Source organism: Streptomyces sp. NPDC001568, assembly GCF_042893755.1.
Classification (GTDB): Bacteria; Actinomycetota; Actinomycetes; order Streptomycetales; family Streptomycetaceae; genus Streptomyces.
In genome coordinates this window covers 25,893-41,597 of sequence record NZ_JBIAVF010000009.1, presented here as the reverse complement: position 1 = coordinate 41,597, position 15,705 = coordinate 25,893, and the positions used below count along the sequence as shown (strand labels likewise).

The 15,705-nt window shown below is 70.6% G+C and carries 12 protein-coding genes; 7 read left to right on the top strand and 5 right to left on the bottom strand.

Annotated features, from left to right (window positions below; all coding sequences use genetic code 11):
• Positions 1 to 329 precede the first annotated feature (329 nt).
• From ACFY0I_RS17990 to ACFY0I_RS17965, 6 genes are all read left to right on the top strand, one after another.
• Positions 330 to 1,544 carry an ROK family protein gene (locus ACFY0I_RS17990; protein WP_388896328.1) on the top strand — a complete coding sequence of 405 codons (1,215 nt, stop codon included), beginning with the start codon at positions 330 to 332 and terminating at the stop codon, positions 1,542 to 1,544.
• A gap of 118 nt (positions 1,545 to 1,662) precedes the next feature.
• On the top strand, positions 1,663 to 2,772 hold the full coding sequence (locus ACFY0I_RS17985; protein WP_281206070.1) for a sugar ABC transporter substrate-binding protein: 1,110 nt from the start codon (positions 1,663 to 1,665) through the stop codon (positions 2,770 to 2,772).
• A 222-nt stretch (positions 2,773 to 2,994) separates the two neighbouring features.
• A complete protein-coding gene (locus ACFY0I_RS17980) occupies positions 2,995 to 3,783 on the top strand; it encodes an ATP-binding cassette domain-containing protein (RefSeq protein WP_388896325.1) in 789 nt (262 codons plus the stop codon).
• 26 nt (positions 3,784 to 3,809) lie between these two features.
• On the top strand, positions 3,810 to 5,090 hold the full coding sequence (locus ACFY0I_RS17975) for a sugar ABC transporter permease (protein WP_388896876.1): 1,281 nt from the start codon (positions 3,810 to 3,812) through the stop codon (positions 5,088 to 5,090).
• 252 nt (positions 5,091 to 5,342) lie between these two features.
• A complete protein-coding gene (dxs, locus tag ACFY0I_RS17970; protein ID WP_388896322.1) occupies positions 5,343 to 7,259 on the top strand; it encodes a 1-deoxy-D-xylulose-5-phosphate synthase in 1,917 nt (638 codons plus the stop codon).
• Positions 7,260 to 7,389: 130 nt separating this feature from the next.
• Positions 7,390 to 8,892 (top strand): amino acid permease, encoded by a 1,503-nt coding sequence (locus tag ACFY0I_RS17965; protein ID WP_388896320.1) that lies wholly within the window; start codon positions 7,390 to 7,392, stop codon positions 8,890 to 8,892.
• Positions 8,893 to 8,932: 40 nt separating this feature from the next.
• On the opposite strand, the gene ACFY0I_RS17960 is transcribed toward ACFY0I_RS17965, so the two are convergent.
• Positions 8,933 to 10,075 (bottom strand): LCP family protein, encoded by a 1,143-nt coding sequence (locus ACFY0I_RS17960; RefSeq protein WP_388896318.1) that lies wholly within the window; start codon positions 10,073 to 10,075, stop codon positions 8,933 to 8,935.
• Between the two features lie 157 nt (positions 10,076 to 10,232).
• Here ACFY0I_RS17960 and ACFY0I_RS17955 point away from each other — a divergent pair, with 157 nt between their 5' ends.
• On the top strand, positions 10,233 to 11,390 hold the full coding sequence (locus tag ACFY0I_RS17955; RefSeq protein ID WP_388896315.1) for a hypothetical protein: 1,158 nt from the start codon (positions 10,233 to 10,235) through the stop codon (positions 11,388 to 11,390).
• On the opposite strand, the gene ACFY0I_RS17950 is transcribed toward ACFY0I_RS17955, so the two are convergent.
• The 4 genes from ACFY0I_RS17950 to ACFY0I_RS17935 all read right to left on the bottom strand — a co-directional run bounded on the left by ACFY0I_RS17950 (position 11,364) and on the right by ACFY0I_RS17935 (position 15,527).
• Positions 11,364 to 12,425 (bottom strand): hypothetical protein, encoded by a 1,062-nt coding sequence (locus ACFY0I_RS17950; protein ID WP_388896312.1) that lies wholly within the window; start codon positions 12,423 to 12,425, stop codon positions 11,364 to 11,366. The two genes, ACFY0I_RS17955 and ACFY0I_RS17950, sit on opposite strands and share 27 nt — an antisense overlap.
• Complete coding sequence (locus ACFY0I_RS17945; RefSeq protein WP_388896310.1) at positions 12,422 to 13,342, bottom strand: N-acetylneuraminate synthase family protein; 921 nt, start codon at positions 13,340 to 13,342, stop codon at positions 12,422 to 12,424. The genes ACFY0I_RS17950 and ACFY0I_RS17945 overlap by 4 nt, the downstream gene beginning before the upstream one ends.
• A 3-nt stretch (positions 13,343 to 13,345) precedes the next feature.
• Positions 13,346 to 14,140, bottom strand: coding sequence for a cytidylyltransferase domain-containing protein (locus ACFY0I_RS17940; protein ID WP_388896307.1), 795 nt, complete (start codon positions 14,138 to 14,140; stop codon positions 13,346 to 13,348).
• 112 nt (positions 14,141 to 14,252) lie between these two features.
• Positions 14,253 to 15,527, bottom strand: a complete 1,275-nt coding sequence (locus ACFY0I_RS17935; RefSeq protein ID WP_388896305.1) for a DUF6716 putative glycosyltransferase — start codon at positions 15,525 to 15,527, stop codon at positions 14,253 to 14,255.
• Between the last annotated feature and the right edge of the window lie 178 nt (positions 15,528 to 15,705).

Genomic DNA, 15,705 nt, shown 5'->3' with positions numbered 1-15,705 from the left:
GCCGAGCAGGGCACTGCGAGGACTTCGATCGGGACTCATCCCGAACACCTCCTCGCGTAGTGCCGTCATTTCGGGCGCCCGGTCCGGCCGGAAAGGCCGCAGAGGACCGGCGCCTCAGCGACCGTAACACGATCCGGGAGGTCCCTGATCATACTTTTGGTTACCGGTGTCCTTTTCGTGCTGCGTCAGCCTCTTGACGTGTGGAGGCCCAAAGGCTCGACTTAAGGTTCACAAGTTGGAGAGACGCCGGAGTCTCGGAGCGCCTAGCCGCGACGCCGGCCAAGGGGGGCGACGGTCCGCCGTCGCTTATGGGCAGGAGTGGATGAGTCGTGCAGACTCCCGGATCGCAGTCCTCGCTGCATCGCGCGAATCTGGAACGGGTCGTGCGGGCCGTGCGGCTCGCCGGTTCGCTGACCCAGGCGGAGATCGCCCGCGCCACCGGACTGTCGGCGGCCACGGTCTCCAACATCGTCCGTGAGCTCAAGGAGGCCGGGACCGTCGAGGTCATCGACACCTCGGCCGGCGGTCGCCGGGCCCGCAGCGTCTCGCTCAGCGGGGACGCGGGGATCGTGATCGGCGTGGACTTCGGCCACACCCACCTGCGGGTGGCCGTCGGCAACCTCGCGCACCAAGTGCTGGCCGAGGAGTCCGAGCCGCTCGACGTGGACGCGTCCTGGGTGGAGGGCTTCGACCGGGCCGAAGCGCTGGTCGGACGGCTGATCGAGGGCGTCGGGGTGGGCCGGGACAAGGTCATCGGAGTCGGCCTCGGCGTGCCCGGGCCCATCGACGTGGAGTCCGGGACCCTGGGCTCCACCGCGATCCTGCCGGGCTGGGCCGGGATCAACCCGCGCCAGGAGCTCTCGCAGCGCCTGGGCGTGCCGGTCTACGTGGACAACGACGCGAACCTCGGCGCGCTCGGCGAGTTGGTCTGGGGGAGCGGTCGCGGCGTCAAGGACCTGGCCTACATCAAGGTGGCCAGCGGTGTCGGCGCGGGCCTGGTGATCAACGGTCAGATCTACCGCGGGCCGGGCGGCACGGCCGGCGAGATCGGGCACATCACCCTCGACGAGTCCGGCCCCGTCTGCCGTTGCGGCAACCGCGGTTGCCTGGAGACCTTCGCCGCGGCCCGCTACGTGCTGCCGCTCCTGGAGAGCAGCCACGGACCGGACCTGACGATGGAGCGGGTGGTCGAACTGGCCCGAGACGGGGACCCCGGCTGCCGTCGGGTCATCACCGACGTCGGCCGGCACATCGGCAGCGGCGTGGCCAGCCTCTGCAACCTCCTGAACCCGAGCCGGGTGGTCCTCGGCGGCTCGCTCGCGGAGGCCGGGGAACTGGTCCTGACGCCCATCCGGGAGTCCGTCGGACGGTACGCGATCCCCAGCGCGGCCCGGCAGTTGTCGGTTCTCACGGGGTCGCTGGGGGGCCGCGCGGAGGTGCTCGGCGCCCTGGCCCTCGTCCTCAGCGAGATGGGCGATTCGACGCTTTTGGCGGAAAATGGCATAGGGGTGCGAGCGCCCGCCGTCATGTCTTCAGTTAGATAACGGATGGCACCGTTGTCATCTCGTTAAGGATTCACTCCTTGACGGCAAAGTTGCGGCCGGGGTTGACTCACATCCACCTCGGCCGCAGTGTTGCGGCCTCGTCAGGGAGGTTCAAGTAATGAACACGCGTATGCGTAGAGCCGCCGTAGCCGTCGCCGCCGGTGCCATGGCCGTTTCGCTGGCCGCCTGTGGAAGCGCCAAGGAGGCCGGTGACGCTCCGAAGGACTCCGCCGCCGCCGGTGACGCGATCAAGATCGGTCTGCTCCTGCCGGAGAACCAGACCGCTCGCTACGAGAAGTTCGACAAGCCGCTGATCGAGAAGAAGATCGCCGATCTCACCGGCGGCAAGGCCGAGGTCGTCTACGCCAACGCCAAGCAGGACGCGACCACGCAGAACTCCCAGGTCGAAACGATGATCACCAACAAGGTGAACGCGCTGATCATCGACGCCGTCGACGCCAAGGCCATCGCGGGTTCGGTCAAGAAGGCCAAGGACGCCGGCATTCCGGTCGTCGCCTACGACCGCCTCGCCGAGGGCCCGATCGACGCCTACACCTCCTTCGACAACGAAGAGGTCGGCAAGGTCCAGGGCAAGGCCCTGCTGGAGGCGCTGGGCGACAAGGCCAAGGACGGCCAGATCGTCATGATGAACGGCTCCGTCACCGACCCGAACGCCGCGCTGTTCAAGAAGGGCGCCCACTCCGTCCTCGACGGCAAGGTGAACATCGGCAAGGAGTACGACACCAAGGAGTGGAAGCCGGAGAACGCCAACACCAACATGGCGGGCGCGCTCTCGGCCCTCGGCAAGGACAAGGTCGTCGGCGTCTACTCCGCCAACGACGGCATGGCCGGCGGCATCATCACCGCCCTCAAGGCGGCCGGCCTGTCCCCGCTGCCCCCGGTCACCGGCCAGGACGCCGAACTCGCCGGTGTGCAGCGGATCGTGTCGGGCGAGCAGTTCATGAGCGTCTACAAGCCGTACGCCCCGGAGGCCGCGGCCGCCGCCGAGATGGCCGTCGCCCTCGCCAAGGGCGAGAAGATCGACGGGATCATCAACCAGAAGGTCGACAGCCCGACCTCCAAGGGTGTTCCGTCCGTCCTGATCCCGGTCGTCTCGCTGACCAAGGACAACATCAAGGACACCGTCGTCAAGGACGGCGTCTACACGGTCGAAGAGATCTGCGCCGACAAGTACGCGGCCGCCTGCGCCACCCTCGGCCTCAAGTAGGCCCCGTCGCCCGCGGCCGCGGCCGCGGCGGCCCCCGCGCCTGCCCGGCGCCCCGCCCCAACTTCCCGCCACCCGCGGGGCGCCGGGCAGAAACGTTTCTTGCACTTCCCCGCTTTCGCTGCTCCACCGCTCCACCGCTCCACCCGACTTCGTGTCGCACCCCCCATCCGCCCCGCTCCTGCTCTTTTGCACGACATCCCCGCCGGTCAGGCGGCGAAGGAGATGGTTCATGTGTCCGCTGCGCCCGTGCTGGCGTTGCGAGGGGTCTCGAAGAGGTTCGGCGCCGTCCAGGCCCTGACCGACGTAGAACTCGAGATCCACTCCGGTGAGGTGGTCGCCCTCGTCGGCGACAACGGCGCCGGCAAGTCCACGCTGGTCAAGACGATCGCCGGCGTGCACCCCATCGATGACGGCGTCATCGAGTGGCAGGGCCGCCCGGTCTCCATCAACAAGCCCCACGACGCCCAGAGCCTGGGCATCGCGACGGTCTACCAGGACCTCGCGCTGTGCGACAACATCGACGTCGTCGGCAACCTCTTCCTGGGGCGCGAACTCAAGCGCTTCGGCGTCCTCGACGAGGTGGAGATGGAGCGCCGCGCCCGCGAGCTCCTCACCACCCTGTCCATCCGGATCCCCAGTGTCCGGATCCCCATCGCCTCGCTCTCGGGCGGCCAGCGCCAGACCGTGGCGATCGCCCGCTCGATGCTGGGCGAGCCCCAGCTCGTCATCCTCGACGAGCCCACCGCCGCCCTCGGCGTCGAGCAGACCGCACAGGTGCTCGACCTGGTGGAGCGGCTGCGCGAGCGCGGCCACGCCGTCATCCTCATCAGCCACAACATGGCCGATGTGAAGGCCGTCGCCGACAAGGTGGCGGTCCTGCGGCTGGGTCGCAACAACGGTGTCTTCAGCGTCGCCGACACCTCGCAGGAAGAGATCATCTCCGCCATCACCGGAGCCACGGACAACGCCGTGACCCGCCGGGCGGCCCGCACCGGGGAGGCCCGCAAGTGAGCACCAAGAATCCCGCCGCCGATCCCCTGGGCAAGGGGCCGGCCGGGCACGTCGACCCGGTCAACGCCTCCGCCGCGGCGGACGCCATCCCCGCGGTGGACCCCCGACTGCTGGTGCGCGAGCAGGGCCTGTCCGGATACCTGAGCGAGTTCGGCCGCAAGATGAAGGCCGGTGACCTGGGCTCCATCCCGGTCGTCCTCGGCCTGATCATCATCTGGAGCATCTTCCAGGGGCTGAACTCGAACTTCCTCTCCCCGGAGAACCTCACCAACATCGCGATCACCATGGTCGCGACGGGCATGATGGCCGTCGGCATCATCTTCGTGCTGCTGCTCGGCGAGATCGACCTCTCGGTCGGCTCCGTCAGCGGCGTCTCGGGCGCGATCGTCGCCGTCCTGTCCGTCACCCACGGGGTCAACGAGTGGCTCGCGATCCTCGCGGCCGTCGTCGGCGGCGCCCTCATCGGGGCGATCCACGGCTTCTTCTTCGCCCGGATCGGCGCCCCCGCCTTCGCCGTCACCCTGTCGGGCCTGCTGTTCTGGTCCGGCGCGATGCTGCAGATCCTCGGCAGCAACGGCACGATCAACCTCGATTCCGACGGCGTGGTCGGCAAGCTCACGACGTACTTCTTCTCGGACGTGGCCGCCGGCTACGGCCTCGCGGCGCTCGCCGTGGTCGGGTACTTCCTGGCCACCTTCTTCGACAACCGCCGCAGGGAGGCCGCCGGGGTCCCCTCGCGGCCGCTCACCGAGATCCTGCTGCGCACCGGCGTGCTCGCCGTCTTCACCTTCGGCCCCGCCGTGGTGTTCAACCAGTACAAGGGCCTGCCGCTCGCGGTCGTGCTCTTCGTCCTGGCCCTGGTCGGTACGGACTTCCTGCTGCGCCGCACCTCCTTCGGCCGAAACGTCTTCGCGCTCGGCGGCAGCGTCGAGGCGTCCCGCCGCGCGGGCATCAACGTCAACGGGATCCGCATCGCGGTCTTCGCGATCGCCGGCACCTTCGCCGCCATCGGCGGGCTCTTCTGGGCCTCCAAGATCGCGGCGGCCAACCAGAGCGCCGGCGCCGGTGACCTGCTGATGAACGTGATCGCGGCGGCCGTCATCGGCGGCACCAGCCTCTTCGGCGGCCGGGGCCGGACCTGGAACGCCCTCCTCGGCGTCATGGTCATCACCTCGATCCAGTACGGTCTGGCCCTGGAGGGGATCGCGACGCCGATCCAGTACATGATCACCGGAGCGGTCCTGCTCGCCACGGTGGTCATCGACTCGGTGACCCGCAAGACCCAGAAGACGGCCGGACGCGCCTGATCGCGCGCCCTCGGGCGTCCCCAGGCGGTAAGACCCGTCACAGTGCCCGGTGCCACTTCGTGTGGCACCGGGCACCTGTGCGTACATGTGTGCGTACAGGTGTGCGGGTATGGGCCCGTTTGGGATGTGTGATTCCGCGGTGGGGTGTACAGGTATGACAAAGGCGTGACCCTACGGGTACCGCCCGATGACCGCCCCCGCGAGCGGAACATTAGACTCGACAGACCAGCAAGCAACTGCAAGGAGGCACGGGTGCTGCTGACCCGCATCAAGGGACCGCGCGATCTGGACCGGCTCAGCCAGGAGGAGCTCGACCAGCTCGCCGCCGAGATCAGGTCCTTCCTCGTCGACGCCGTCTCCAAGACCGGCGGGCACCTCGGCCCCAACCTGGGGGTGGTCGAACTGACGATCGCCCTGCACCGGGTCTTCGAGTCCCCGAAGGACAAGGTCCTCTTCGACACCGGGCACCAGGCCTACGTGCACAAGTTGCTCACCGGCCGCCAGGACTTCTCCAACCTGCGCTCCAAGGGCGGCCTCTCCGGCTACCCCTCGCGCGCCGAGTCCGACCACGACATCATCGAGAACTCCCACGCCTCCACGGTGCTGGGCTGGGCCGACGGTCTCGCCAAGGCCAACGAGGTCCTCGGCCGCGAGGACCACCACGTCGCCGCGGTCATCGGCGACGGCGCGCTGACGGGCGGCATGGCCTGGGAGGCGCTGAACAACATCGCCGCCGCCAAGGACCGCCCGCTGGTCATCGTCGTCAACGACAACGAGCGGTCGTACGGCCCCACCATCGGCGGCCTCGCGAACCACCTCGCGACCCTGCGCACCACGGACGGCTACGAGCGCTTCCTGGCCCGCGGCAAGGACCTCCTGGAGCGCACCCCGGTCGTCGGGAAGCCCCTCTACGAGACCCTGCACGGAGCCAAGAAGGGCCTCAAGGACTTCATCGCCCCGCAGGGCATGTTCGAGGACCTGGGCCTGAAGTACATCGGGCCCATCGACGGCCACGACATCGAGGCCCTGGAGTCCGCCCTCACGCGCGCCAAGCGCTTCAGCGGCCCGGTCATCGTGCACTGCCTCACCCAGAAGGGCCGCGGCTACACCCCGGCCCTGGAACACGAGGCGGACCGTTTCCACGCGGTCGGCGTCATCCACCCGGACACCGGCCTGCCGGTGAAGACCGCCGCCGCCAGCTGGACGTCCGTCTTCGCCGACGAGATGGTCAAGCTCGGCCACGACCGGCCCGACGTCGTCGGCATCACCGCCGCGATGCTCCACCCGGTCGGCCTCAACAAGTTCGCCGAGGCCTTCCCGAACCGGATCTACGACGTGGGCATCGCCGAGCAGCACGGCGCCACCTCGGCGGCCGGCCTCGCCACCGGCGGCGTCCACCCGGTCTTCGCCGTCTACGCGACGTTCCTGAACCGTGCCTTCGACCAGGTCCTGATGGACGTCGCCCTGCACAAGTGCGGGGTCACCTTCGTCCTGGACCGGGCCGGCGTCACCGGCGACGACGGCGCCTCCCACAACGGCATGTGGGACATGTCCATCCTCCAGGTGGTCCCCGGGCTGCGCCTGGCCGCACCCCGCGACGCCGAGCAGCTGCGCGCCCAGCTCCGCGAGGCCGTCGACGTCAAGGACGCGCCGACGGTCGTGCGGTACTCCAAGGGCGTCGTCGGCCCGGCCGTACCGGCCGTCGGCCGGATCGGCGGCATGGACGTGCTGCGCACCCCGGCCGCCGACGTCACCCGTCCGGACGTACTCATCGTCTCGGTCGGCGCGCTCGCCCCGATGTGCCTGGAGATCGCCGACCTGCTCGACAAGCAGGGCATCACCTCGACCGTCGTCGACCCCCGCTGGGTCAAGCCGGTGGACGAGGCCCTGGCCCCGCTCGCCGACGGCCACCGAGTCGTCGTCACCGTCGAGGACAACGGCCGCACCGGTGGTGTCGGCGCCGCCGTCTCGCAGGCCCTGCGCGACGCCGGGGTGGACGTCCCGCTGCGCGACTTCGGCATCCCGCAGCGCTTCCTCGACCACGCGATGCGCAAGGAGATCATGGCCGAAATCGGCCTGACCGCTCCGGACATCGCGCGGCAGGTCACGGGTCTCGTGGCCAAGCTGGACGGCCGTTACGACAGCGAGCAGGCCGCCACCGTCGACTAGTCGACGCCGGGCCACCCGCCCGGATCACGCGCGGTTGCACGTCACGGGCCGGGAGATCACCCTGGGAGGGTGGGCCTCCCGGCCCGTTCGCGTCCGCGTGCTGCGTACGCCACCTTTCGGAGGTGCGTCGGTGAGTACGGATCTGAACAGTCCTTTCCGCACCAAGTCGGTCGAGCAGTCGATCCGTGACACGGAGGAGCCGGAACACGCGCTCCGCAAATCGCTCTCGGCCTGGGACCTGACGGTCTTCGGCGTCGGCGTCATCATCGGCACCGGCATCTTCGTCCTCACGGGCATCGCCGCCCGGAACAACGCCGGACCCGCCACCGCCCTCGCCTTCGTGGCGGCGGGCATCGTCTGCGCCCTCGCGGCCCTGTGCTACGCGGAGTTCGCCTCGACCGTGCCGGTGGCCGGCTCGGCCTACACCTTCGCGTACGCCTCCATCGGCGAGCTGCCCGCCTGGATCATCGGCTGGGACCTGGTGCTGGAGTTCGCGCTCGGCACCGCGGTGGTGGCGGTCGGTTGGTCCGGGTACGTACGCCACCTCCTGGAGACCAACCTCGGCTGGGAACTGCCGACCGCGCTGGCCGGGCCGGACGCCGGCGGCACCTTCGACCTGCTGGCGTTCCTGCTGATCCTGGCGCTGACCGCGGTCCTGGTCATCGGGACGAAGCTGTCGGCCCGGATCACCGCGATCGTCGTCGCCATCAAGGTGACCGTGGTGCTGCTGGTCATCATCGCCGGCCTCTTCTTCATCAAGGCCGACAACTACTCCCCGTTCATCCCGCCGGCCCAGCCGCAGGAGGCGGGCGGTGGCATCCACGCGCCGCTGGTCCAGCTGCTCTTCGGGTACGCGCCCACCAACTTCGGCGTCATGGGCATCTTCACCGCCGCCTCGCTGATCTTCTTCGCCTTCATCGGCTTCGACGTCGTGGCGACCGCGGCAGAGGAGACCAAGAACCCCCAACGGGACATGCCGCGCGGCATTCTCGGCTCGCTGATCGTCTGCACGGTGCTCTACGTCGCCGTGACGCTGGTGGTCACCGGCATGCAGAAGTACTCGGAGATGTCGCCGACCGCGCCACTGGCCGAGGCGTTCAAATCGGTGAACCAACCCTTCTTCGCCGGCGCCATCAGCCTCGGGGCGTCCGTCGGGTTGATCACCGTCTGCATGATCCTGCTCCTCGGACAGACCCGCGTCTTCTTCGCGATGAGCCGTGACGGACTGCTGCCCCGCGTCTTCTCCGTCACCCACCCGAAGTACCGCACGCCCTACCGCGCGACCATCCTGCTCGGCCTGATCATCGCGGTCGTCGCCGGCTTCACCAGCCTGGAGAAGCTCGCGGAACTCGTGAACATCGGCACCCTGTTCGCCTTCGTGATCGTCGCCCTCGGCGTGATCATCCTGCGCCGGACCCGACCCGACCTGCACCGGGCCTTCCGCACCCCGTGGGTGCCGTTCGTCCCGATCGTGTCGATCGCGGCGTCGCTGTGGCTGATGCTCAACCTGCCGGCCGAGACCTGGATCCGGTTCGGGATCTGGATGGTCATCGGCGTCGTCGTCTACTTCCTGTACGGACGGGCCCACAGCCGCCTCGGTCGCGGCGAGGTCGGCCCGCGCACGGACCGCTAGGGACGGCATGCACGACCGCCGCGGCGGGGAGGCCCCGCGGCTACGAGGAGGGCGACGGCTTGGGCGCCGGTGACTTGCCGGCCGGGCCGCCGCCCTTCGCGGGGGAGTCCTTCGCCGCCGCGGGCACCTTCTGGTCGCCGCGCAGCGCGTCCCACAGTTGGGAGGCCTGCGGCTGGGCGACGACCACCCGGTTGCGGTCCACCTTGTCGTAGGCCACGGGCAGCATGATGGTCTCCATCGTCGCCGGGTCCACGCCCTTCATGCTCTGCGCGAAGTCGGACAGCGCGGTGAGCGAGGCCAGGTCGGAGTCGGTGGTCAGCGACTTGGTGCCGGCGTCCGCGAGCTTGTAGAGGCGGGCCGGGTTGCCGAGGGCGTCCTGCTTCTTGATCTCGGACAGCATCGCGAGCATGAACTGCTGCTGGAGGCCGATGCGTCCGAGGTCGCTGCCGTCGCCGTAGCCGTAGCGGGTCCGGACGAACTTCAGGGAGGCCGCGCCGTCCAGTCGGTGCGTGCCCGCGTCCAGCTTGAGCCCGCCCTTCGTGCCGGTCATCGGCTGGTCGAGGGTGACGGTGACCCCGCCGAGGGCGTCCACCAGGCCCTTGAAACCGGCGAAGTCCACCTCCACGAAGTGGTCCACGCGGATCCCGGACATCTGCTCGACGGTCTTGACCACGCAGGCCGGACCGGCCAGCGTGTAGATGGAGTTGAACATGACCCGGTTGGCGGCGGAGACGGTCTCGCCGTCCTTGTCCTTGCACTCGGGCCGGGAGATCAGGGTGTCGCGGGGAATGCTCACCGCGGTCGCCCTGGCCCGGCCCTCGGGTATGTGCACCAGCATCGCGGTGTCGGAGCGGGCGCCGCTGACGTCACCGTGGTCGAGGTCGCCGTTGGCGCCGGCCCGCGAGTCGGAGCCGAGCACGAGGACGTTCTGCGCGTTCTTGACCACCTTCGGCGGCCGGTTGTCGGCGCCGATCGCCTGGTTGAGGTCGACGCTGTCGATGTTCCCGTTCAGGTGGCTGTACACCCACCAGCCGGTGCCGGCCGCGCCGAGGACCACCACGGCCGCGCTCCAGGCCAGCACCCGCCGGACCCGGCGGCCGCGCGAACGGGGCGGGCGGGACGCGCGCCCGGGCGCCGGCGAGCCCTCCTGGAGCGTCGTCGTGGCGGTGCTGTCTGAAGTCATGCCCGGGGACCGGCCTTCCGAACGGGATGCGGGGGGATGCAGCGGCTACAGGAGCGGGATGCAGCGGGCTACAAGATAAGCGCACGAACGGGCCGCAAGGGCCCCGGGGTATCCTGAATTTGTTCGAATGGTGATGGGGAAGGGTTGCTGGCGGGCCATGGTGACGCGATCCACGCGCACAGCGCGCACATCCGCTCCCGACGCCCCCCGACCGGACGCCGCCCGTACACCCGCCTCCGGAGCCGCGAGGAACGCCGCCGGCGACCGGGACTCCGTGGCCCTGGGCCCCCTGACCGGGCGGTGGCTGCTCGCGGGCGGGGACGGACGCCTCACCGCCTATGCGCGCACCGAGGGCGGACTGCTGCGCTGGACCGAGCGGACGCCCGGCGGCCCCGACTGGAGCGGGCCCGACCTGTTCCCCGTACCCGACCTGACCGACCTCGCGGTGGGCCAGGGCCCCGACGGGTACGCCCACTTCGTCGGCCGGCGCCGGTCACCGGACGGCGGGGCCGTCACCGTCACCTACCACCACGCGGTGCAGTACCAGACCGGCCGGCCGCTCGCGCCGTGGCAGGACCTCGGCACCCTCTACCGGAAGCCGGAGATGTCCCACCGGGGCGGACCGCCGGTCGCGGCCGTCGACGCCCGGGGCGCTGCCCACGTCTTCGTGCGCAACGCGGGCCGCGGGATCCACCTGAAGTGCCAGGACGCGAAGGGCGACTGGGGCGACTGGCAGGACCTGCGCGGCAGCAAGACCTTCGAGGGGATCAGCGCCGGCTCCACCGCGGACGGCCGGGTCGTTCTCGCCGCCCCCGGGGAGAAGGGCATCTCCCGCTGGACCCGGAGCGACCCTGGCGCCCCCATGGACAGGGGCGAGGACCTTCCGTTCCTGGCCCGGGACGGATCGCCGGTCGCCCTGGAGACCGCCCCCGGGCGCGTCACCCACTTCTGGCACGCCGCCGACGGCAGCGGCGTGTTCGCCCACCGGGAGGGCGCCGGCGCGCACGGCCTCGGCGGAGCTCCCGCCTCCGGCGCCGTCGCCGCGACGCGCGGCCTGGTCGACGGGCACGACTGCACGGTGCTGGCCCTGCGGACCGTGGACGGCCGTACGGCCCTGGCCGCGTACCCCACCGAGCAGGAGGCCGCCGGGCTCTGGTGGACGGAGATCGGGGAGGAGGGGCTGGAGTCCCCGGCCCTCGCCGTCGACGCCCACGGCAGGGTCGTCGTCGCCTCGATCAGTGTCCGCGGCGAATTGCTCGTCAACCGGCAGAAGGACCGCTCCGCGCTCTCACTGGGACGCTGGCAGCGGTTCTGACGTCCGCCGGGCGCGCCCCCGCGGCGGGATCCTCGTCAGCCCGTGGCGGAGCACGGCCTGGGCGGAGATCCTGCGCAGGAAGTCCACCGAACGCGCCGGGGTGTCCGGGGTGATCCAGGCGTCGTCGAGTTCGCACAGCTGCACCCGCACCGGCGAACCGGCGAGCACCAGGGGCAGGGTGTAGGCGACGGTGGACGCGAAGGTCAGCACGGACAGCCCGATGGATTCGGTCAACGCGTGCAACTCCAGCGGGAGTTCGGGATGGACGATCTCCATGCCGGTGGCATCGGCGATCCGGTCCAGTTTCGGCGGGCTCTCCCTGCGGTGCGCCAGGTACCGGGCCGCGCGGCGGCTCTCCGCGATCCAGCCGACCGCCTCGACGTACCGGTCCTCGTCGATGACACCGGTCTCCACGAGGGAGCTGCCCGCCAGGTCCGCCCCGGGGCGCACCCGCGCCGGTCCGAAGGTCTCCCGGCTCCACGCGTACGTGTTGGCCCGGACCTCGGTGCCCGGCGGAGCCACCACCGGCATGCAGGTGAAGAAGGTGGCGCGGACCAGGCCCGCGCGGGCCAACCAACGGTTCACCGGGCCCGCCTTGGCGGACGACCTGACCTCGCCCTGGTGCCAGCGCGTCAGCTGCTGCCCGGAGGTCAGCAGGCTGACCAGCTCCGTGGTGGCCGTGCCGTCGTCCACCACGACCACCTCGCGGGCCTTGGAGCGCGGCAGGAGGAGCTGGATCGTACGGGAGAACAGGTCGCCGATCACCAGGCGTTCGGCGGCGGCGACCGCCCGCCCCAGGCGCACCAACTCCTGGGCCCGCTCCAGGTACCCGGCGCGCACCTCGTAGCGCCGCCACACCACCCCCGCCCGCGAGGCGTGCCGGCACAGCAGCCGGACCTGCGCGCGCGAGCGCGGATCCGTCGGCTGGAGGACGGCGACGGTGAGGGACGCTGCCTCGCCCGGGTGGACGTGGGCCCACTCCAGGACGTTCAGTAGTTGAGCCGGGCTCTCCACCAGGGCGAGGGTGCCTCTCATGCCGAGGCCGTCACGCCCTCGGCGGCGAGGACGCCCTGGACGCGGCGGAGCTTCTTCATCGGCGCGAGTTCGGAGTCGTAGACCCGCTTGACGCCGTCGCCGAGGGCGGTCTCGATGGTGCGGATGTCACGGACGAGGCGGGTGAGGCCGCCGGGTTCGACGGAGGCGGCCTGGTCGGAGCCCCACATCGCGCGGTCCAGGGTGATGTGCCGCTCGACGGCGCAGGCACCCATGGCGACGGCGGCGACGGTGGTCTGGAGCCCGGTCTCGTGCCCGGAGTAGCCGACGGGGACGTTCGGGTACGCCGCCTCCAGGCTCTGGATGACCCGCAGGTTCAACTCCTCGGCCCGGGCCGGGTACGTCGAGGTGGCGTGCAGCAGGACGATGTTGTCGCTGCCCAGCACCTCCACGGCGTGCCGGATCTGGCGGGGCGTGGACATGCCGGTGGACAGGATGATCGTCCTGCCCGTGGCGCGCAGGGCGAGGAGCAGCTCGTCGTCGGTCAGGGACGCGGAGGCCACCTTGTGGGCGGGGACGTCGAACTTCTCCAGGAAGGCGACGGCCTCGGTGTCCCACGGGGAGGCGAACCAGTCGATGCCGCGCTCGGCGCAGTGCGCGTCGATGGCGCGGTACTCGTCCTCGCCGAACTCCACGCGGTGGCGGTAGTCGATGTACGTCATCCGGCCCCAGGGCGTGTCCCGTTCGATGTCCCACTGGTCGCGGGGGGTGCATATCTCGGGGGTGCGCTTTTGGAACTTCACCGCGTCACAGCCCGCGTCGGCGGCCGCGTCGACGAGCGCCAGGGCGTTGGCGAGCTCGCCGTTGTGGTTGATCCCGATCTCGCCGATCACGTAGGTGGGCCGGCCCGCGCCGACCTCCTTGTTTCCGATCCGGCGGATGCGGCTGCTGTGTACCACTGTTCAGAGTTCCTTTCCGATGTGCTGGGCGGGTACCGGCGGGGCCGGTACCCGGGGTGCGCCCCGTGGCGCGTCGAGCAGGGGGGCGAGGGCCCGGGCCCGGGCGAGGTCGCCCGGTTCGTCGATCTCGATGGCCCGCTCCGGGGCCGTGGGGACGAGCTGGGTCCGGCCGAAGAAGCGGTGGCCGTGCCGGCGGAAGCCGTCGGCGCGCATGGCGTACACGGCGCCCGACTCCAGGTATTCGGGGGTGCGGTCCTGGCGCCGCAGGCGTACGGAACTGTCGTGGTTCACGCCGTGCGCGCGGTGGCCGGGGGCGGTGGGGGAGCCGGCGATGGGCTCGGCGGTCGGCTCGCCGGGGGCTTCGGCGCCCCACAGGAACCCGTGGAAGGGGACGGCGGTGAAGGCGGAGTCGGCCCCGTCCCGCAGCACGGCCAGGACGGTCGCGTCGACCTCCTCGGCGGTGACGAACGGGCTGGTGCACTGGACGAACACCAGGACGCCGACGGGCTCCGCGTACCGCTCCTCCAGCCGGTCCAGGGCGTGCAGCAGCGCGGACTCGCTGGAGGCCCGGTCGGAACCCAGCTCGGCGGGGCGCTCGACGACCTCGGCGCCGGCCTCGCGGGCCGCGGCGGCGATGGCCGCGTCGTCGGTGGAGACCACGACCCGGGTCACGTGCGCGGCGCCGCGGCAGGCCGACACGGCCCGGGCGACCAGGGGAACGCCGCCGACCTCGGCGACGTTCTTGCCGGGGATGCCCTTGGAGCCGCCCCGGGCGGGTATGACGGCGGTGACGTTCACGGGTTCTCCCCCTGCTGTACGGCGATCGGATCGGCCGCCGGCTCGGACGGTACGGGCGTCGGTACGGCCGCCGGCTCGGACGGTACGGCCGTCGCGTCCGGGCGGGGCCCGCTCATACGCCGCCCCACTGCTGGATCTTCGGCGCCACGCGTTGGACCCCGAACCGGTAGGCGCCCTTCAGCATCCGGCGGGAGGTGCGCCGCATCGGGCCGGCGCTGCGCGTCAGGGCTCCCGCGCCGGGGGAGCCGTCCAGGTCGAGGCCCCTGCGGCGCAGCAGCCCACCGACGTATTCGGGAGCGCCCGCGGCCGTGTAGTACGGGGTGATGGGCGGCAGGGCCAGGCCCCACAATTCATCGATCCGGGTGCGGAGTTCCCCGTACGGATCGACGGCCCGTATTCCCTGGTCGATCGTCCAGGATTCGTGGGCGAGCGGGGCCGCGCCCTCGTCTATGGCCGTCCAGTCGGTGACGCAGCCGGAAGCGACGAAATAGTGGTTGCCGTGTATTTCGCGCACGCCGAGATCGCTCAATATGGCGGTCGGCATGCCCCGGTGCATGGATTCGAGGGCGGCGGTGGAACTGATGGTGACCAACAGGTCGGTACGGTCCAGGGTTTCCGACATGTTGCCGTACACGAAATGCAGATTGGGCGGCAGCGGCTCTTCGAGTTGTTCCGCGAGGACCTGGTAGTGGTGGGCTTCCACATGGGTGGTCGCCTCGCCCGGTTTGCTGCGGAGTTTGACGAGCACGTCGCGTCCCGGACGTAGTCGTGCGTGGGATATCGCCCGACGCAGCAGATAGAGGCGTCCCTTTCGGTCGGCGGGTACCGAGGGCTGCACGGCGAAGCAGACCGTATAGGGGTGACGGGCGTGCGTCCGGTTCGCGTCGTAGGGCCGCTGGTCGAGAAAGGGGAGCGCGGTCTGGACGATGCAGGACGAGGGAATTCCCAGGGGCTCGTACGTTTCCGTGAACCGACGCCGGTCGAAAGGACTGTTGGCGAGGACGATGTCGGCCCCCGCGCGCAGGAGCAGCCCGTCGGCCATTTTCTCGTAGACGACACCGACGTAACCGGTCATCAGGATCGGCCGGCGTCGGGCGGTGCGGAAGCGGCGGGCCAGCGCGTGCAGGGCCGCGTGCGTGGCGCCGCCGACGGTGCCCAGGATGACCAGATCCGCCTCGTCGAGTTCCGGGGCCGCGGCGAAGCTCGCGAGGGTGACTTCGGTGAGGGAGGCGGGCGAGATGCCGACTTCCGCGAGCTGTCGCGCCGTCGGTGTGCTGCGGCCCCTCAACATGTGGGCGTGGACCGCGCTGCCGGGAGCCAGTCCCACCGCCAGACCCGCTCCCCATTTCCAACGGGTGTCGGAGTCTGCGAGCACGTGGATGCGCACTGGTGATTCCTGGTCGGTCGGTCGGGCCCAACTGCCGTCGGGATAGCCGCAGCTGGGCGCGGACACGGGGCGGATTGCCGAGCGGTCCGTTAGACCTTACATGCTGATCCGAGCCCTACATGTCACGAATAGGCTTCGGCGGCCAAGGGAGTTGTACGTCACACCGAGGTACCCGTAC